Origin of the sequence: Solwaraspora sp. WMMB335 (genome assembly GCF_049179075.1) — a bacterium.
Lineage (GTDB): Bacteria > Actinomycetota > Actinomycetes > Mycobacteriales > Micromonosporaceae > Micromonospora_E.
In genome coordinates, this window is record NZ_JBMHMF010000001.1 from 907,458 (window position 1) to 925,981 (window position 18,524).

At 66.6% G+C, this 18,524-nt stretch carries 19 protein-coding genes; 3 read left to right on the forward strand and 16 right to left on the reverse strand.

The genetic code is table 11. From position 1 onward, the window contains the following. Nucleotides 1–1,098: 1,098 nt before the first annotated feature. The 3 genes from ACN27F_RS03320 (at nucleotide 1,099) to ACN27F_RS03330 (ending at nucleotide 4,757) form a co-directional block, all read left to right on the forward strand. Nucleotides 1,099–2,007, forward strand: coding sequence for a hypothetical protein (locus ACN27F_RS03320; RefSeq protein WP_421431088.1), 909 nt, complete (start codon nucleotides 1,099–1,101; stop codon nucleotides 2,005–2,007). 536 nt (nucleotides 2,008–2,543) lie between these two features. Then, the gene (locus ACN27F_RS03325; protein ID WP_421431090.1) at nucleotides 2,544–3,980 is read left to right on the forward strand and encodes a PD-(D/E)XK nuclease family protein; all 1,437 of its coding nucleotides are present in this window, start codon (nucleotides 2,544–2,546) and stop codon (nucleotides 3,978–3,980) included. A 177-nt stretch (nucleotides 3,981–4,157) separates the two neighbouring features. Next, nucleotides 4,158–4,757 (forward strand): hypothetical protein, encoded by a 600-nt coding sequence (locus tag ACN27F_RS03330; RefSeq protein ID WP_421431092.1) that lies wholly within the window; start codon nucleotides 4,158–4,160, stop codon nucleotides 4,755–4,757. A 22-nt stretch (nucleotides 4,758–4,779) separates the two neighbouring features. Here ACN27F_RS03330 and ACN27F_RS03335 read toward each other — a convergent pair whose 3' ends face one another. The 16 genes from ACN27F_RS03335 to ACN27F_RS03410 form a co-directional block, all read right to left on the reverse strand. Continuing rightward, nucleotides 4,780–5,826 (reverse strand): ImmA/IrrE family metallo-endopeptidase, encoded by a 1,047-nt coding sequence (locus ACN27F_RS03335; RefSeq protein WP_421431094.1) that lies wholly within the window; start codon nucleotides 5,824–5,826, stop codon nucleotides 4,780–4,782. Nucleotides 5,827–7,579: 1,753 nt separating this feature from the next. Then, a complete protein-coding gene (locus ACN27F_RS03340) occupies nucleotides 7,580–8,215 on the reverse strand; it encodes a PIG-L deacetylase family protein (RefSeq protein WP_421431095.1) in 636 nt (211 codons plus the stop codon). Further along, nucleotides 8,209–9,090: a 5'-3' exonuclease gene (locus tag ACN27F_RS03345; protein ID WP_421431096.1), complete on the reverse strand. Its 882-nt coding sequence runs from the start codon at nucleotides 9,088–9,090 to the stop codon at nucleotides 8,209–8,211. The genes ACN27F_RS03340 and ACN27F_RS03345 overlap by 7 nt, the downstream gene beginning before the upstream one ends. 14 nt (nucleotides 9,091–9,104) lie before the next feature. Then, on the reverse strand, nucleotides 9,105–10,205 hold the full coding sequence (locus ACN27F_RS03350; protein ID WP_421431097.1) for a glycosyltransferase family 4 protein: 1,101 nt from the start codon (nucleotides 10,203–10,205) through the stop codon (nucleotides 9,105–9,107). Next, nucleotides 10,202–10,771: a phosphoribosyltransferase gene (locus tag ACN27F_RS03355; protein ID WP_421431099.1), complete on the reverse strand. Its 570-nt coding sequence runs from the start codon at nucleotides 10,769–10,771 to the stop codon at nucleotides 10,202–10,204. Before ACN27F_RS03355 ends, ACN27F_RS03350 begins: the two co-directional genes overlap by 4 nt. Further along, nucleotides 10,768–11,703 carry a radical SAM protein gene (locus tag ACN27F_RS03360; RefSeq protein ID WP_421431101.1) on the reverse strand — a complete coding sequence of 312 codons (936 nt, stop codon included), beginning with the start codon at nucleotides 11,701–11,703 and terminating at the stop codon, nucleotides 10,768–10,770. Before ACN27F_RS03360 ends, ACN27F_RS03355 begins: the two co-directional genes overlap by 4 nt. Next, complete coding sequence (locus ACN27F_RS03365) at nucleotides 11,700–12,731, reverse strand: glycosyltransferase family 2 protein (protein WP_421431102.1); 1,032 nt, start codon at nucleotides 12,729–12,731, stop codon at nucleotides 11,700–11,702. Before ACN27F_RS03365 ends, ACN27F_RS03360 begins: the two co-directional genes overlap by 4 nt. Before the next feature lie 2 nt (nucleotides 12,732–12,733). Next, nucleotides 12,734–13,198: a DUF6884 domain-containing protein gene (locus tag ACN27F_RS03370; RefSeq protein ID WP_421431104.1), complete on the reverse strand. Its 465-nt coding sequence runs from the start codon at nucleotides 13,196–13,198 to the stop codon at nucleotides 12,734–12,736. After that, nucleotides 13,195–13,830: a formylglycine-generating enzyme family protein gene (locus ACN27F_RS03375; RefSeq protein WP_421431106.1), complete on the reverse strand. Its 636-nt coding sequence runs from the start codon at nucleotides 13,828–13,830 to the stop codon at nucleotides 13,195–13,197. Before ACN27F_RS03375 ends, ACN27F_RS03370 begins: the two co-directional genes overlap by 4 nt. A gap of 10 nt (nucleotides 13,831–13,840) precedes the next feature. Beyond that, complete coding sequence (locus ACN27F_RS03380) at nucleotides 13,841–14,629, reverse strand: reverse transcriptase domain-containing protein (protein ID WP_421431108.1); 789 nt, start codon at nucleotides 14,627–14,629, stop codon at nucleotides 13,841–13,843. Nucleotides 14,630–14,795: 166 nt separating this feature from the next. Further along, a complete protein-coding gene (locus ACN27F_RS03385; protein ID WP_421431109.1) occupies nucleotides 14,796–15,497 on the reverse strand; it encodes a 7-carboxy-7-deazaguanine synthase QueE in 702 nt (233 codons plus the stop codon). Next, nucleotides 15,494–15,877 carry a 6-pyruvoyl trahydropterin synthase family protein gene (locus ACN27F_RS03390; protein ID WP_421431111.1) on the reverse strand — a complete coding sequence of 128 codons (384 nt, stop codon included), beginning with the start codon at nucleotides 15,875–15,877 and terminating at the stop codon, nucleotides 15,494–15,496. Before ACN27F_RS03390 ends, ACN27F_RS03385 begins: the two co-directional genes overlap by 4 nt. Beyond that, nucleotides 15,878–16,588: a 7-cyano-7-deazaguanine synthase QueC gene (gene queC / locus ACN27F_RS03395; RefSeq protein WP_421431112.1), complete on the reverse strand. Its 711-nt coding sequence runs from the start codon at nucleotides 16,586–16,588 to the stop codon at nucleotides 15,878–15,880. It abuts the gene before it with no gap. Nucleotides 16,589–16,666: 78 nt separating this feature from the next. Continuing rightward, nucleotides 16,667–17,251, reverse strand: a complete 585-nt coding sequence (folE, locus tag ACN27F_RS03400) for a GTP cyclohydrolase I (RefSeq protein ID WP_421431114.1) — start codon at nucleotides 17,249–17,251, stop codon at nucleotides 16,667–16,669. Between the two features lie 4 nt (nucleotides 17,252–17,255). After that, a complete protein-coding gene (locus tag ACN27F_RS03405; protein ID WP_421431115.1) occupies nucleotides 17,256–17,618 on the reverse strand; it encodes a hypothetical protein in 363 nt (120 codons plus the stop codon). Nucleotides 17,619–17,648: 30 nt separating this feature from the next. Then, the gene (locus ACN27F_RS03410; protein WP_421431116.1) at nucleotides 17,649–17,975 is read right to left on the reverse strand and encodes a hypothetical protein; all 327 of its coding nucleotides are present in this window, start codon (nucleotides 17,973–17,975) and stop codon (nucleotides 17,649–17,651) included. Nucleotides 17,976–18,524 lie beyond the last annotated feature (549 nt).

The following is an 18,524-nucleotide window of genomic DNA, read 5'->3' on the forward strand; positions in this document are numbered from 1 at the left end:
CCAGCGCCTATTCGGACGGAAAGGTCCAGGTAGGGCACCAGCGAACGAGAGGGTCATTCGTGACTGGTGCGGTCGGTTGACCAGGCAGTACAGTCCGGAACACTGCACTTGATCAATGGCCGATTGATCGATTGTCTCTACCGGACCACCCTGGGGGTGAGGTGCGTGACCGGAAGTGGGCCGCCAACGAGGCGATCCGGGGGTCGCCGCCGGGCCTGGGCTTCCACCCGACGTCGACCCAGGCACGGCGACCGAGGAATGGGGTGCGGACAGCGACTGCGGTCGAGCGGGGGGTGGTTTCCCGACCGTAGACTGCCGGAACGTCTTCGACGGACTGCCCTCCCCGGAAGCATCCGTCACGCTCCGCACGGGCAGCTGGGACCAACAGCTGCCCACCGCGCTCATCTACCTCCACTTGCTGGACAGGAGGCCGACCGGAACATGCCGCCTGTGCATGTAACGAACGGCGCACCTGAGCGCGCTGCAATTCTCAAGTCAAGGTTCCGCCCGGCGGAAGTAGTCAACCGGTTCGAAGTGGGCGTTCGGAACACCAGCCTGAACGACACGGCGTTCACCCGGAGCGTTCCGCAGCGATGGTTACGGACCTACAACACAGGCAGGTCATAACGGACAAAACTGTCGTTTACGGCTCGCACAACTGTTTACGAACGGTGAACACCTACCCGACCAGTCCTCACGTTGCTATTTCTATCTACCGGGGCACCACTTCACCCTGCAGCGGAGGACCAACCACCGCAGGGCGGAGTACTGCGGAGCGTGCATCCCTCAGCCCTCCACTACATCCGAAGGAGACAGCGTTGTCGCCTGTACAGCGCAACCCGTACCGTCGGTGGCAGGAGTTGGCGGGCTCCGGCACTGCGGTTCCCAACCGGATGACCGGGACCAACGGTCGTCTCGCCTCCCCGCTTCAGAACCTCTCCGTGACGCTTCGCGCGCCGGCACGTCTCGCTCTAGAGCGCCGACGCATGGCTCACCGACAGGGCGGTGCCACCAGTCAGCCCGGCCGTCGGACACGGGAGGGCTGACTCCGCTGCGCCAGGGCGACAGAGGGTCACCCTGCGTATGGCGGCAACTACAATGAAAAATCAAGAACAGCATCCGGCCAGCCCGGAGACTAGCGCGATCGCCCAGTTTGGGTACGACCTCCGCAAGCTGCGTCAAGAGGCCAAGCTCAGCTACGGCGCTATCGCCCTCAGCAGTTACTACTCAAAGAGCGCAGTCTGGGGCGCCGACCAGGGCCACAACCTCCCGTCACCCAACCTCCTGAAAGCCTTCGTGACGGCCTGTGGTGGTGACCCTGACGAGTGGATCGCTCGCAGGAATACCCTCGCCGGCGCCGAAGCAGGCCGGGGGGCGAACCAGCGCCAGATGCCTCGCAGCCAAGACCTGCCTGCCCCTGATCCGGCTGAAGCCTCTACTCCGGATGAGTATGTGGACGCGCTGAAGAAGCTTCGCGAGTGGTCAGGCCTCTCCTTCCGGGAGGTCGCCCAGCGGACGGAGCATCTCCCCAAGCGCGTAGCTCCATCGACGCTGTGCGCTGCCCTGCAGCGAACGAGCCTGCCCAGCCGCAAGCTAGTCGAGAGCTTCCTCATCGCCGCTGACCTGCCAAGTCCGGAGCAAGAAGTTTGGCTCCGTGTCTGGCAGAGGCTCAAGGATGGCAAGTCCAGGGAGCGCCCCAGCAGCCCTCAGACCGCCCGCCCGGACCAGGTGACGCTCGAACAAGCCGATGATCAACTCATCGACCGCAGTCCAGGATCTCCGAAGCCATCGGCGTTCCATCTACGCGACTGGGTACTCGTCGATGGAGAGTGGCGCGAAGCGGAAGCAGGCCGGCCGCGAACCCCACTTCGACAGCGCATCCGGCAGGAGCTACGAACCTGGAGTCACCTGTCAATGAGCCAGAGCGTGGTCATGGCCATCCTGCTCATCACTGTGATCCTGCTGATACTCGTCGCAGTGAGCGGACCCTCGCTGCCGATCGAGTAGGTTCACTCCGGAGCGTCTTGGGGCGAGTGCCGACCGCACCGGCACCAGGGACGCCCCGACGATGAGCCGATAGAACACCGAGCACCACTAGATCGAACACTTGTTCTAGTTCGGGCACCCTCGAGGGCCGCTCCGACGAGAGCGACACGCCGAAGACGTGCGGTGCTTGACTCCACGCACCGGCAGCACAAAGCTATTCGTGAATGAGCCTCGAGAGTTCCACCCGAGGATCAGAATTGTTGGACGCGGGAACATATCTGCGAGCGTCCACAACCCCGGTTCCATCAGCAGGGAACGCCGCTGGACGGAATAGCCTGTTGGGTAATTCGGTTACCTGTGAGCAACCACACGCAAGGCAGGATGATGTGACCTGGAATCCGGGCATTCCACTGAGACGGAGCGAGCCGACGTACCGCGTCAGCGCAACCGACGGCGAAAACGCCACCCGCGGCAACTCCTGCTCGCTCAGCCTCGCGCTGAAGGCGAGGCCAGAGACCTATCCGGATACCGGCGGATGGCACCTCCGACGGCAGCCCATGCTGCTCGGCACCCTGATGAACGCCATCAAACAGGTTGAACGGCATCTCGCAGCAGGGATCGCACGGGACGAGGCTGTTCAACTTGGACGCCTCGCCTTCACCGCGTGGCAAGACGGCGCGCGGCGGTTCCTCGATCACGCCCTCAACCTGTACTACCAGTACCACGAGGCGCGGGTGGAGCAGCTTGGACAACTTCGATTCCTTGGCCCAACGAGCAGCCTCAGGAAGGCCGACACAGCAACCCTCACGGTCTGGGGACCAGTATACGAGGCCCCGGGCGACGTCATCGAGATACGTAGATTTAGGCTGGGCTCAGCTCAGACTCCCACAACCGCATGGGCATACATCGCAGCGCATATTGCCGCACATACCGGTACCGAGAACAGCGTACAGAGGATCTGGGTCAGCGAGATCGGCCTGATTGACGGGATTGAACACCACGTTCTACCGGGCATCACTCCTGAACACGCTGACGAGCTGTATGAACTACACGGGAGGAGTGCCGCGAAAGCCGCCGCTATGGGCACCGAGGCCGTGCCGGGACACGGCTGTGCCCAGTGCAGAATCGGGGGTGCCTGTGGCAAACTAATGTCCCTGCCTGGCTTCCTGGCAGCAAAACAGCGGAGAGATTGGACGGGGTCGCTGTCAGCATCTGACCTTGAGGTGTACGACCGGTGCCCGTCTCAGTGGTACATGGAACGCGACCTGCACCTCCCCAGCTCGCAGGAGCACAGCGAGTACCGGGTTCGCGGCGTGTCCGTCCACCGCTGGCTGGCCGCTGCGCACCGTCGCGGTCATCGATGCTCGCCCTCCGATCTCCCCGTACCAGGATCGGACACCGCGCCCTTCGGTACCGACGTCCTCGATCCCGACGAGTATCGACTTGCCTATCCGTACCTCCTGCAGCACCTGGGCGGATGCCCGCTGCAGGCAGGCCGGATCGACGAGTTCATGCCCGAGCAGACACTGTATGGCTTCGACCCGGCAGCCGACCTGGTGATCGCCACGAAGGTCGACGCCGCGTGGCGTGTTGGCGACAGCTTTGTCCTCCGCGAGGTCAAGACAGTTCATGCGCTGCCTCTGGGCGACAAGGATGAACTCTTCACCCGCTACCTCGCCGTGGCATGGGGACTACGGGCACTTGAGGCGGGCATGGCCAAGCGCTTCGGCGCGGTCCGAGGCGAGGTCGAGCTTGAGCTGCTTTCACCCGAGGGCAGCGTCGTGCACCACTACTCGACGGATGACCTACCCCTGATGAAGATGGCTCGAGGTCGCATCAGGCGACTCGGTCACCGGTGGCTCGCCGACAACGATTGGAGTCCTCAACCAAACCCGGGTTGTAGCAGTTGTGGCGTCCGACGGTGGTGCGCCTCTGCGGATGAGTGGGCGAACCGGACTCCCGCAGCTGTGACCGCCGGATCAAGCTTCCTGTAGGGAAGGACAGACAGGGTGACGTCAGGGCCGGGCAAGCCATCCCCGCGCATGATGCCACAAAGGCAGACGCGGCTACCTCCGGCAGAGACCATGCCGGAACGCCCTCGGCCTGCCTTCAGTCAGGTCCTCCCCCGCCGAGGGTCGCCGGACACTACCCTGTATCTCGACACTGGTGTCATGCTCTGCGCAGCTGCTCGGCAGTGGCTATCGTTCATACTTTTCGGTTACTACGCGGGTCGTGTCCAGATCACCAGCGCCGTACTGGACGAGATCCGCTACCGCACCAAGCCTCGGGCCGAGAACAGTGGCTGGATGCAGTCTGCCGCGTCGGAGGCGGTTCGCGTCATCGGTCTGCGGCCAAGCCTCGTGGACGATAGCGAGCAGTACGACGCCAAGATCTTCGATGACGTCCATCGGCGCCTGCAATCGCTAGCCGAGGCTGCCGGAAAAGCTGTCGGTGGAAACCGGCATACAGGCGAAGCCGAGTCGATTGCCCGCTGCGTCGCCCTTGTCAAAGATGGCGAGAAGGTCATCTTCCTGACGAACGACACCGATGCAAGCAGGGTTGCGGCAGAACACAGGATCGCGACGCTCCATTTTGGAAGCATTCTTCAAGAACTCGTTTGCGCTGGCAGACTCGACACGAATCGAGCCAGCAATCTCCTCCAGGAGGTACTGCAGCACTCCGGGATCAATCCCGGCGCGATCGGAGCGCTGAGCTGTCTCGCTTCCGGCGGCTCCTGCCTCACCTGCGACGACCTGGCCAGGAGACTCTAGCCCTTCCGCCGCACGCAGAGGATCACCGTGGTGTAGGCCGATAGCCCTGCTCACACAGCTCGCGCTCGACTTCTACCAGCTCCGTTGAACGACCAAGCACTCTCGCAACAGTCGGAACTCCAACCAGACTCTGCCGGTAGGCGTCGAGGGCCATCGAGAGACACCAGTTCGAGGCACCACGGGCATGCTGCGTCGCGCACTCCCGGTTCCACTGCTCCTCAAGCCCCGCCTCGCGCATTATAGTCTCAATTCGAGCGCCCGTTCTCGTATACGGCCCCATGGCTTCTTCGGGAACATCCGCAACCTCGACTAGAGTGCGCACGCTAGCGCGACGACTAAGTCCGAAATGCATCATGAACTTTGCGAGAGCAACGCCGTACGTGTCGTAAACCCCTCTTGGCGCATGCTCCGACCAGAATTCCCGAACGGCCAAATCCGGAGCAAGAAAGTGTCGAGCAAACGACTCAGCCCTGATCTCAGCATCATCCATATCCTCATCGTCCTTGCGATTCACGAAGACACCATGGCTGTCTCGATAGAGAATATGGCATAGCTCATGAGCTAAGGTATACCGCTGCCGACCCCACCAGGTAGTACTGTTCACCAGCACAACAGCCTGCCAAGAATCCTGCGATAGATCTCGCACGGTTACGCCTTGAATAGGTTCAGGCAGAGGCTCGAATATGACAGCTGCACCGAGATTTTCGATAAGCTCGGCAATATCGCCGACGGGCTCTTCGTCATCCAGGTCAAGCAGATCACGTAGCCGCTCAGCAGTTTGAGCAGCCACGCCTTTGGCGAACGAACCGGTCGCGACAGCACGACGTGCATATTCTGCGGCCTCGCTTGTACGAATCGCTTCCTGCGGATACCAAGCCAGCAAGAGCTTCAAGTCTTCAAGCGCGTCCTCGGCCCGGCGGCAGGCCGCTTGGATATCCTCCTCCAGCACACTCGCGCTGGAGCGGAGAACCCTGGCTACGTTATTCACCGGCACATCACCCACGAGCACAGCAAGAGAGACACCGCTACAGACCGACAACTCCGCCAGCTGGTGGCGGCGAGGGGCCACGCGTCCCTCCAGTGCATCAGCTAGCCAGCCACCGTCCGCAGGCAGCCCGAGCTGCTCGTATAGATCTTCGACTGGCCGTGGACAGCCCGCGGTAAGCGCTTCACGCAAGCGCCTAGACCACTCCGGCAACCTCTCGACCTGACCCATCCCTACCACTGCGCCCCAGCCATCACTTTTGGTAGTCGGCCTACTACGGCTTGGTGACGGTAACGATACTCTGCCGGTACGGCAAAATCACCCTCCGCAAGCACAAGGCACCTCCGGTCCCGCCAGAGCGGAGGCTGCATGTGCATCTGCACAATACCCAAACAGACCTTCACGTATGCACCCAGAGTCCGCACTCCTTGTAACGGATCGATGAACTACCAGGTTCAAGCCGCATCCTCCCGGACAACCGCAGGTCGAGGTTCGACCATGTTCCCATCGAGCATCCAGGCGAAAGCTACGCCCGACTTGGGTGAAGCCCATCCGTGAAAACTCACGGTGACCGAGGGTGAGGCCAGGCTACGCCGGCTGCGCTGCGCCGCTGCCTGCCACTGGCAATGCAATCCAAGACGTCACGCGTCGGGAAGCCGCGTCCTCCGCACCAGAAACTAACGGCTACACCACGTTTGGCCTGCACAATGTCTACATGAAACAAGTGTCCGCTTCGTTGCCCCACCGACTGGTAAGTGTAGGTGATCTTGCTCAAGGGTCTCTCGGAAATTAGGCCACCTCCAGGGCCTGCCATGTAACTCTGCGCACTTCCCGATGCCAAGCGCCACACAGGGGGCGCACAGCCATCTACGATCAGTTGAACAAGCTGGAAGGCCTCAGGTGATGAGCCATTGAGGCAGCCGACAGGCCGGAAGTGCCAGGCTTTTGCGAGGGTTGCGTCGTGCAGGAGCCGTCGATGGACGGCGTCATCAGACACGCTCACGAAGCGCATGGCAGCAGACGTCGACACCACCCGATACTCGTACCTCGCGGAAGCGACCAACATCGCCCCCTTGCCCGATACAGGTCCACCCTTCCATGGGCTGAGCACCACCGACATGTGCAGGCCGTGCCACCGTTCAGTTGCACACACCACCTGCGAACGGAGGTCCCCGTAGAGGTCCGCAGCAAGGTCACTGTCGCCTGGTCCGACAGTCAGGCAGTTCCGGATGGTCCTGTCGAGGCTCTCCGCAGAAGCAAGCTGCGCCAAGGCCTTCGGCTCGAAGGTGGAGCCCTCAACCACGGCGTTTTCTCGGCGTGCCGGCGCCTCCCGGTTGAGGACCTGGCGCACGCGTTGGATCGCTCGCTCTTCAGCGTCCCTGCGATCAAGGTACTCGAACACGATCATGATGAGGCCTGTCGTCAGCAGTGCTGAGCCAATGTCTGCAACGGGGAACCACCGGAACGCAGACCACCCTGAGGTTGATGGCTCACACGCTGCAACCAGCAACAGCATCACGCTGACAGACGCGGTCAGGGTAGCAGGAAACGCGAGCTTCGTGCGATACAACCGATCTGGCGGATTACCCGCATATCCGTTAGGAACTATATCAACCGTGTCAATGGCTACCCCGCGCTGCATGAAGCGCGCAGAGTCCACAAGCGCTGACGGCTTCGTGCAGCACATGACCATCTCAGCCGCCAGTCCGGCCTCCCCATCACCGCCTAGGCGCTGGGATGTCACGCTCACCACCCGGATTTTGCCTAGTGCGAGCTCTTTCCGTTTGTGTCGTTCGGGTTGGCATAGTCCTGTCGCAGATTAGGTCGGAGTACAGGTTTAGATACCCTTTTGGGCGAGTGGGGTGATGGGGAGCCTGCCGAGGACGGGTACGGGGGCAAAGGCTTCGGCGTACCGGACACCGGCGCGTCCGCCGTGGAGGCGGGCCAGGGTTTCGGCCATGGGGCCGAAGTGTTCGGTGATGGGTTGGGACTGGTGCACGGCGAGCGCGGTGGTCTTGGTGCGCCAGGCAGGGGTGATGTCGATGATGGTGGACAGATGGAGTGGGTGTCCGTGGCGGTCGAGGTTGTGGTAGCTGTCGCAGGTGTAGACGGCGTGGGGTCTGCCGGTGCTGATGACGACGTCGGGTAGCGCGGCGATCAGCGTCTGCGCGGCGTGTTGGTGCTCGGGGTGGATGTCGTCGGGGTTGTGGGTGATGACGACGTCAGGCTGAACGCCGACGAGTAGTTCCCGCACTGTGTCGACGGTGATGGCGTCGAGTAGGTGCGGTGTCGCGCCGAGGATTCGGGCGCCGGCGACGGCTTCCCGACGTCGTGTCGGGTTGAGGCCGGGCACCGCGATGGTGGCGGGTATGCCGGTGGCGGCGTGTACGGCGAGGGTTCCGCCGGCCCAGAGTTCGGCGTCGTCGGGGTGGGCCATGACGGTGAGGATTCCGCCGGTGGGGGTGGTTACCACAGTCCGAGTTCCTCAACGATGTCTGCTGGTCGGGGTAGTGCGGGGCTGGGGGTGCCGGTCGGGTGGTGGGGCAGGTCGAGGGTGGTGGTGAGCCGGATGAGGTCGCGCCATTTGAGGGCGAGGTCGTACTGCTCGGCGACGGTTCGGCCGCGGCCGGTGGTGAGCCGTCCTGAGGCGGGGAGGTCCTCCAGGTGGAGTCCGCCGTCGAGGAGTCGTGCGGCGGTCTTGGCGCCGATGCCATGGACGCCCGGTATCTCGTCGGCGGGGTCGCCGGCCAGGGCCCGGAAGTCGGCCCATTGGTCGGGGGTGACCTGGTGGCGGGCGTACACCTCGTCGGGGGTGACGAGCCGGTGGCCGGCGCGGAAGCGGGTGTTGAGGACGTGTACGCGGTCGGTGACGAGTTGGTAGTAGTCCCGGTCGCGGGACATGACGATCACGGGTCGCGGCGCAGGCGTGGTGTGGACGAGGGTGGCGATGACGTCGTCGGCTTCGGCGTGTTCGAGCTCGATCCAAGCTATGCCACAGTTGTCGAGTCCTCGCTTGACGTCGGGCAGGAAGCGCAGCGGTAGGAGGGCGTCGTCGTCGGTGGGTCGGCTGGCCTTGTACCCGTCGTGTTTCTGCTGGCGTGCCTGCGAGCCGTGTTCGCCGTCCCAGACGACGATGACCTCGGGGTTGCCGCCGGGAATCTCGTTGCGGATCGCGACCCGTAGCAGGGCGAAGAAGGCGAACAGCCCGGTGAGCAGGCGGGTCCTGTCGCGGGAGTAGATCGGTGCCGGGAAGCCGAAGGTGGCTCCCCACAGGAGGTTGTGTCCGTCGACGAGCAGCAGCGGTGGGGCGGCTGTGGCGTCGGCGGGGATCGGGAGCGTTGGCTGCATGGGGCGACCGCCCATCAGCTCACCACCTTCAGGAGTTGGCCAGCGATGTGGGCGGGTCGATAGTCCCGCGCGCGGTAGTAGCCGACCCTGGAGATGCGTTCGTAGCGTACCGGGTCGTGCAGGAGCTGGTCGGCGGCGCGCCACAGCCCGGCGTGGCCGCTGGCCTGCTCGACGATGACTCCACCGTCGCCGATGAGCGTCGGGAGGTGGTCGACGGCGAGGGCGATGACGGGGGTGCCGACGGACATTGCTTCGAGGGCGACCAGGCCGAACGTCTCGGCCAGGGAGGGCATGATGCAGACGCTGGCGGCGGCGAGCCAGGCCGGCACCTCCGCCCATCGCAGACCTGCCCGGAGCTGCACTCCGGCTCCGGCGGCAAGACGCCGCGCTTCACCAAGTAGCTGAGACTGGCCGCCGGTGCAGGTCTCGAACCCGGCCGCGGCCAAGGCGATCTCGACGTCATACCCGGACGGGCGATCGCTCGCAAGAGCGAGCAGCTGCGTGACCCCCTTCTCCGTGCCCAGTCTCGCGACGACGCGGATCGGACCTTCCCGACGTAGCCGATGGCGCTGGGGCTCCGGTGCTGGCGGGTGGTCGGTGAGCAAAGGGTTCGGGACAACCTCCCAGCGGGAGGTGTCGTAGCCGTTGGCGGCGGCGCGTCGCAGGACGATGTCGGAGGGGGCGATGACGGTGTGGGCTCGGGGCAGGGCGGCGGCCAGGTCGGTGTGGTGGCCGACGACGTGCATGCCGAGGACTCGGCGGGGCGTGTCGGTGGTGGGCATGACCCGGCCGAGTCCCCAGAGGCTGTCGACGTACACGGCGATCTCGACCTGGTGCGCGGCGAACGTGCTGGTCAGCTCGGCGCGGATCGTCGTTTCGGCGGCGGTGATGGGGTCGCGCAGGCTGTCGTCGTCGCAGGGGTGCGGAATGCGCAGGCTGTCGAGGGTGACGACGGGTGCGGCGGCGTAGCTGGGTGGCGCGGTGCGGTCGGCGGTGATGATGACGGCACGGTGGCCGCTGGCGGTGAGGCCGGTGACGGTGCCGGCTACGGCGCGTTCCATGCCGGCGGGGGCGTCCGGTCGCCAGGAGGCGAGGATGAAGGCGACGGTTGTCATCGGTGTTGCGCGGCGTCGGGGACGGCGAGGTCTTCGACGGGTGTGGCGGTAGGGAGGGGCGATTCCCAGGGGAAGTGCACCCAGTCGTCGGTGTCCCAGATCCACAGGTGGGGGTTGTAGTCGGCTCCGGTGTTGCGGCACAGGACGGCGGTGTGGACGACCGATCCCGCCCAGAGGTACGGGAACAGTCTCGGGTAGAGCGTGTCGATGGTTGCGCCGGTGCCGCAGATGTCGTCGACGAGCAGGATGTTGCCCAGCAGGCGGGTGTCGCGCAGCACGGTGGTGAGTGGCCGCAGGTCGAGGGTGACGTGGCCGGTGGCCTGGGTGTAGATGGCGTCGGTGGGGTTGTGTTGGGCGTCGACCCGTAGGACCCGGGCGTCGAGGCGTGCGGCGAGGCTGTGGGACAGGGGTACGCCGCCGTTGGCGATGCCGATGATCGCCCCGATGGGTCCGATCCGGTTGGTCACTTCGCGGGCGAGGAGGCTGACCGCCTGTTCGTAGGCGTCTGCGGTGAGCCGTAAGACACGGCGGTGGGTGAAGGTCCGCTGGGCGGTGCGGCTGGTCATGCGGATCCGTCCTTCGCGGTGAGGGTGAGGTCGGCGGGTGTGGTCAGCGGCTTCAGTCCGGCGATGGCCAGGCCGCGCTGGTCGTTGCGCCAGATGCGGCCGTCGGCGCGGACGACGGTGAATCCGCCCGCGAGTTCGCGGGTGCGCAGCCGGACGCGCAGGGTGTCCGGGATGTGCAGGCGGTGCACGTGGTCGAGTGCGGCGACGTCGGTGAGCATCTGGTTCTGTTGGTGCAGGCCGGCGCCGATGGGCAGCATCTGGAGCAGGGTCAGGCCGTTGACGCCGAGGTCGTGTGCGAGGTCGATCATGCGTTGGGTTTCGGGCTGGTTGGTGGCCATCAGCACGGTCTGGATCTGGACGGAGACGCGGGCCTGGACGGCGGTACGGATTCCGGCGATGGCGTGGGTGAAGCTGCCGGTGCCGCGTAGCCGGTCGTGGGTGGCCTCGGTCGCTCCGTCGAGGGAGACCCGGATGGCATCGACGACGCCTGCGAGGTGCGGGACGCGGCGTTGCAGGTGGGTGCCGTTGGTGGTGATCGATACTGCAGCGCGTCCGCCTGCGGTGACGGTGTGGACCAGGGCGGGTAGGTCTTTGAGGAGCAGCGGTTCGCCGCCGCTGATGTCCACGCCGAGGATGTCGCTGCTGGCGAGGATCTGGGCGATGCGGCGGCGGTCGGCGGGTCCGAGCTCGCGGACGCTGGTGTCGTCGAGGCAGTGCGAGCAGTGCAGGTTGCAGCGGACGATCGGTGACCAGCAGATACTGGCCGGTTGGGATCGGGCGTGCTGGTCGGGAGCGACGACCGGCCACCGGTTGACCTCGGCTAGGTCTCCGCTCCATCTGCCGGCGGGTAGCGGGTGTGGGGCGTGGTGGGTCAGTCCGGTCGCCGGGTCGTGGGCGAGGCGCCCATTGACGCCATATACACGAGAGGTCACCGCAGTACCTCCGCGTGCGCGAGCAGGGCGTGTGCCCGGGAGGCGAGGTCGGCTTTCCGCTGGGTGGGGGCGGGCTCGCCGAGGAGGTGCCGGTAGTAGGCGATGCGCGCTGGGGCGCTGGCCAGCTTCGCCCGCCATTGGATTGCGGCGTCGGGTGCGTCGATGTGCCAGGCGCGGAGCTGACGCAGGGGTGTGATCTTGCAGCCGGCGGCGATCAGCGTCGCGCCGAGGTGGGTGTCCTCGGCTCCCCAGCCGGCGGCGGTCCATCCGGGGTCAAATGCGCCGACGTGGGTGACGGCTGCGCGGGGCGCGGCGACTAGGGCGGTGACGACCATCCTCGGCAGGTCCCAGTCGAAGTAGCGGGCGCCGTGGCCGAGATCGACGAAGTCGTGGGTGTCGTCGAGCGGGCGCAGGTCCATTGGCTGGTGGTAGACGTCGCCGGTGTAGAACATGGGTTTGCCGACTGGTGGGGTCCACCGGACGCGGTGGTCAGCGTGCAGGTCCGGCTCGCCTTCGGGGACCTCGGCCCGCAGGTAGCGGCCGGGCTGGTAGCCGATGTTGTGCCGGAATCCGACCTGAACGAGGCCGGGGTGGGCCCGTACGGCGATGTCGGCGAGGGCATGTGCGGTCAACACCATGTCGGCGTCGAGGTAGACGACGGTGTCGGCGTCGGCGAGGTGGGTGCCGACGTTACGGGCGGCGGCGGCACCCACCTGTGCGGGCAGCCGGTAGGCGGTGTCGACGGCGGGGTGCAGCCGGATGATGGCCGGGGTGTCGTCGGTGGACGCGTCGTCGATCACGATGACTTGGACCGTTCCGGAGGTGTCCTGCTTCGCGAGCGCGTCGAGCACGACGGGCAGGCTGTAGGCGTTGTCGTGTGCGGGAATCACCACCGATAGGACGGTTCCCGCCGCCATCGCCGCTGGCGTCGGTTCGTGCCAGCCCAGCCCGGTACGGGCGGTGAACGCTGCGGTCAGGTCGGTGTAGTCGTTGTCGCTGGCGGCCAGCACCTGGGCCAGGGTCGGCATGGTCACCATCCCCAGGTGTCGAGGACACGGGCGGCGTCGGGCCAGCCGTACGCGTGGTCGGCGATCCAGTGCACCCGGGGACGTGCGGCAAGGGCGAGCAGGTCGGCGAGCAGGACCAGGTACAGCGGTTCGGCGACGACGAGGATCTCGTCCGGTACGCCGGTGGCGTCAAACTCGGCGGTCAGCGCCGCCGCTATCCGTGGCCGCAACTCGGCGGCGCGGTGCGGATCCAGCGGCCGGTCGTAGGTGTGCAACGGGGTGTCGGCGTGCACGAATCCGTGTTCGGCACTGAGGAACCGGACTCGGTCACGGTGTGGCCAGTAGCCGAGCCGACCGCGCATCGGGCGGATACAGCCGCCGTCGTAGAGGTCGAACGCGGCCAACGCGTCGCGGGCGGGTGTCTTCTCCGCCGAGCAGCCGACGATGACAAGACCGTCGCTGACAGGCAGCGCAGGGCTGTGGTTCATGCTGGCCTCACCGGGCGTACGCCGATTCCCGCGCTGCGACACTCGGCGTGCACGGCGTTGAGGAACGTGCAGCGGGCGTACAACGAGGGAGAGGCGTAGGAGCCGCCTCTGATCACGTACCCGCGTCCCATGGTTGGTGTGGACGTCCACTCCCAGCAGTTGCCGGCCACGTCGAGCAGGCCCTCCGGGGTCGCCCCGGCCGGGTGGGCGCCCACCGGCCCGCACCGGACGTGTTCGACCTGCGCGCCGCGCAGGCGGGCGAGGTCCGGCCGCCAGGCGTCCTCGCCCCATGGCCAGGTCCGCCGCTGCCGGCCGGCGGCGATCCATTCCCACTCCGTCGAGGTGGGCAGCCGTCCACCGGCCGCGGCGGCGAGCCGGACGGCCTGGGCGTGGTCGACCTCGACGACCGGCAGGTCCGGGCTCGGCGTCTGGTCGGCCCAGCCCAGCTGCCGGTACGTCAGCTGCCGGTACGTCAACGGTGTGGCCGCCACGAGCAGGTCGATCACCGTACGTTCCCGGGCCGTGTCCCCGAACCGGCCGCTGCCGCCGGGCACGGGCAGCCACCGCAGCACCGGCACCGGCCTGCTCCTACCGTCCGTGTTGACGGCCTGCGGCGTATCGGTGCTGTACATGTCTCTCCCCTCATCCATTGATCAGGAACAGGTCTTCGGGATGCGCCAGGTGCGGCGGCCGGATTCGGCTCTTGCGCACGTTCGGCGCGAGCCCCACCGTCGCGAGCGCACGGGCGATCCGCTCGTACGCGATAGCCGCGCCAGCGCGGTCAGGTGCGAGCGCGGCGTAGTTGTCCGCGAAACGCACCACCGTCAGTCCGTCGAGCCGCGCGTCCACCTGTGCCAGCCGCAGGTGGAACACCACCGGCCACAGGCCGCTACCGGGCACCATCGGGGTCGGCAGCGCACCCAACGCGCGGCGGAACCGCGCCAGGAACGCACCGTCCTTCACGTGTACGGCCAGCCAGCCGACCAGCTCGTCGACGGTGCCGCCCTGTGACGCCCCGGCGACGTCGACGTCCGCGACACAACGCCGTCCCGCTCTCTGATGCTCGTCGGCATGCCGCACCGAGGTGATCCGGTTGCGGCCGGCCCGGTACCCCGACACCCAGCCGGCGAGCACCCTCGCCTCCATGATCGGAGTGAGCGCGTCGCGCATCGCCCGGTGCACGATCCGGTCCTCCACCGTCGGGATCGCCGCCGGGAAGGTCTTGCCGGTGTAGCTCGGAATCCACACCTGCCGCAGCGGAGCCGGCTGCCAGGAGCCAGCCCGCAGACGCTCAGCCAGCACCGCGAGCCGGTCCCGCAGACCCACCCGGTACGCCGCCCAGGTCATCCCGTCGACACCGGGTGCCGACGCCCGCCGCATACAGGCGCGGGCCGCCGCGACCAGATGAACCGGATCGACGAGGTACGACATCAGGGAGTGCGCCGCGAGGGCCGAATCCGGTACGCTCGATCCAGCCTGGACGGCAGGAACGATCCCGCCCCCCACAGCGTCACCCGAGCCGCTACCCGACACGCGCGGCCGATGGGGCCGGGAACGACGGCCCCGTCCAGGCCCTTCCCCTTCATGATGGGTCGAGTCACCGGCCACGGACGTCACCCCACGCCAACACGTGCAGCCGCGAGGTCAGGTTCCATCCCCGTCGCACGACCTCGTCGGCCAGGCCCCGCAGCCCGGTCAGCACCTGATCCGCTGCGGTGCCCTCCGGCATCACCCACACCGGGTCCAGTCCGAACCGCTGCTGCAGGCTGGCGATCTCGTCAAGGTCCGCCGGGCCGGACGCGACGAACTTGAACCGCGCCCGCCCGGTGCGCGCGAACGCTTCCAACGCCTCACCGACTGTCCGGCGCAGCTGGTCACGCGGGGCGCTGAAGCTCGCCAGCTTTGGCGAGACGTTCCAGTCCACCAGGTCCGCCACCGCCGGGTCGGGCACCACCGTGCCGTTGGTCTCCACCTCCACCCGCCGGCCGGCAGCAGCCAGCTCGGCGAGCAGCGGCACCAGCTCGGCCTGCTGAAGCAGCGGCTCACCGCCGGTGACCACCACCAGCCGGGCCGGCTGGTCCAGCACCCACCGCAGCACCGCGTCCGTCGAACGCCGGGTCGCTTCACGCGCCGGGTCGAACCGGCTCCAATCCCAGGTGTACGGGGTGTCGCACGACGGGCAGGACAGGTTGCACCGCGACAGCCGGACGAACAACGCCTGCTGGCCGCAGCTCGGCCCCTCGCCCTGCACCGTCGCGAACATCTCTGACACCAGCAGCCCGCCGGCCGACGCGCTCATGACCGACCGTCCGCCGGGGCGTACTCCGCGTACGTCGACGCGGTCTCACCGACGCGGACGGCCCTCAGCTGGACCGTCACGGGCAGGGGCAGGTTCTCCTGGCACCACTCGTAGAGAAACCACGCCAGGTTCTCGCTCGTCGGCGCGACGTCGAGCACCTCCGTCAGGTCCCGGTGGTCGAACGTTGCGGCCAGGTACTCGCCGAGCGGCGCCAGGTCGGCGAAGTCCACCACGAACCCCGGCGGCACGAGGTCGGGACTGGTGACAAGGACCTCGACGGTGTAGCTGTGCCCGTGCAGCCGCCCGCACTTGTGATCGGCGGGCAGACCGGAGATCCGATGAGCGGCCTCGAACCGGAACGACTTTCTGATCGTGAACACCTACCCCACCTTGTATTCCGTCGGGTCCGCCACGTTGGCGACGGAGAAGGCCTCACGACGCTCGACGCAGGTCCCGCACGTGCCGCAGTGCCGTGCGCCGCCTCGGTAGCACGACCAGGTGTCGGCGAACGGCACACCCAACCGGGCGCCTTCGGCGACAACCTCCGACTTGTGCATCGTGATGAACGGTGTGAGGACCGCGAAGTCCGGGTCGAGGAAGCCCTGGTTCGCCACCCGCACCATCTGCTCGTACGCGGCGACGAAGCTCGGCCGGCAGTCCGGATAGATTGGATGGTCACCAGCATGAGCGCCGTACGCGACCGCGACAGCGCCGATGGCGACCGCGTGCGCCACCGCTACATCGAGCATGATCGCGTTACGGTTCGGCACAACCGTCGCCCTCATCGAGGCATCGCTGTAGTGCCCGTCGGGGGTCGCCACCGCGGAATCGGTCAGCGACGACCCCGACAGCAGGTCGGCGATCGTCCCGAGATTGACGACTCGGTGCACGCCTCCGACCCTCGCGGCCGTTCGCCACGCGAACTCCAGCTCCCGGCGATGCGACTGCCCATAGTTGAACGACAGCATCGTCAGGTCGCAGCCCTCGGCCCGCAGGCGGTGGGCGAGCACGGTGCTGTCCAACCCGCCGGAAAGCACCAACACCACTTTCCTTGGCTTTCCCGCTTTCACCCCGCTAGGTCCGTATCCCATCGCCCCTCCTGGCGTCACCTGAAACGTGCGTGAGGTCTGCCGTACGTTCGTGGTCTCTTATCGAGGTGAGAACCTCGGTCACAGCCCGCCGCCCGCAAGCAGCGCGACTCCGGCAAGGGTCAGGAACTCTGCCCTCGCGGACGGATCGTCGGCGAGCGTGCCGCGCCATCCCACGCTGACGGTTGTCGCACCGTGCGCTCTGATGCCTCTGCGGGTCATGCAGGTGTGCTCGGCGACGACGACAGCCCCGGCGCCGCGTGCCCTCAGCTCGTTGAACAGCCAGCCCACGATCTGTTGGGTGAGGCTCTCTTGGACCTGCGGGCGTCGGGCGAACATCTCCACCAGTCGAGCGATCTTCGACAGGCCGAGGATGCGGCCGTCGGGGAGGTAGCCAACGTGCGCGACCCCTGTGAACGGCAAGAAGTGGTGCTCGCACAGCGACACGAACGGCACCGCGCGTGCCAGAACCAGATCCCGGTGCCCCGCGTCGTTCGCGAAGGTCGTCGGTGCGAACTGCGGGCCGGCCAGCAACTCCCGGTAGGCCGCCACCATCCGCGCCGCGCTACGCGACCGGGAGTCCGTGTCCAAGGTGACACCCAGCTCCGTCAGGAACTGCTCGGCGGCACGTTCCGCGGCCTCCACGTCGACAGAGCCGGAGGGCATCGGATCACGCCCCCGACTCGCGGGTCACGTCGCGACCCGTCTGCGCCTGCGCGAGGAGCACATTCAGTACGTCACGCATCGCCGCGCCCTGGGCGAGGCGCACGTAGTGCGAGCGCATCTCCTCGTAGCTGCCCAGCTCCACCCGGATGAAGTCGGTCTTTGGCGGGTCGTCGACGAACCGGACAAGCTGGACAGCTACCTCGGTCGGGTACCGCCCCGGCTGGGGGTTGCAGGAATGCCGGTGGCCCCAGTGCGCGGGCGGCGACGACTCGGGGTGGAACTCGCTGGGGCCGCCGGCGGTGCACTCGCTGAGATCACACCAGTCCGGGTGGTCCAGGTCGGTTGCGGTTTGCAGCTGACTGTCCATATGTAACCTTTCGAGGTACAACTTTGCTGGTCACGCCGGGGCGGCTGACCTGGCGGTGAGGGATCGGACGTCGCGCAGCCGGATCGGACGGGACGAGGTGCCGTCGAGGTCGGCGTCGGGCTCGGTACGGGCCATGACGTTGTGCGGGAGCAGCGAGTCGACGCTGGTACCACCGCCGGGACGCTGGTAGGTCACCAGCACCGCAAGGTTCGACCTGGCTTCCACGACGCCGGGTCGCCACTGGCCGGTGTGTGGGGGCCATACCCAGACGCGGTCGGACGGGCGATAGGTGGCCGCGTCGGCGATGTCATCGGGGCGGCGCTGGTGCGGGTCGGCGGCAGGGGTGGGTGGTGGCATCACGCCTCCTTCCTTGAGTTGCTATGTAATAGGTGTTGAGCCGGGTCCCGGCCTGGGCGGCGAGGTGCAGGGGTGCCGAAGCTTTGCGAGCCGTCGTCGGCCGCGCACGTCGGTCAGTCAGGCGTCCGCTTGATCAGGACCAGGGTCTTCGGGTATGGGACTGGCCGCCGGCACGGTGGAGATCGGGTGGGTGCACTCGATCCCCGCACTCCACGCACCAGCCGCTGACTTCCTTACCGAAGCAGAACCCGACGAAAACGCCGGCGAACAGGCATATCGCGGCTACCAGCACGAGAATCACGCTCTTGCTCCAATCGATAGCCTGGCCAGCGCCAGAACGGTCGGCGGAGAACCTGCGACCACCTCATTACACTTTGAGTGTGTCCAAAAATCAACACCTCAGGGAGATCGGCTTTCCATTAATCGAGCCGACGTGAGATCATCGGTAATTGTCCAGCCCATTTAGGCGGGGCCAATGTGTGTAATGGCAGATCGGTTGTATCATTTGGGCAAGACACACGCCCAAAACAAGCGGGAGGTGGTCGACAG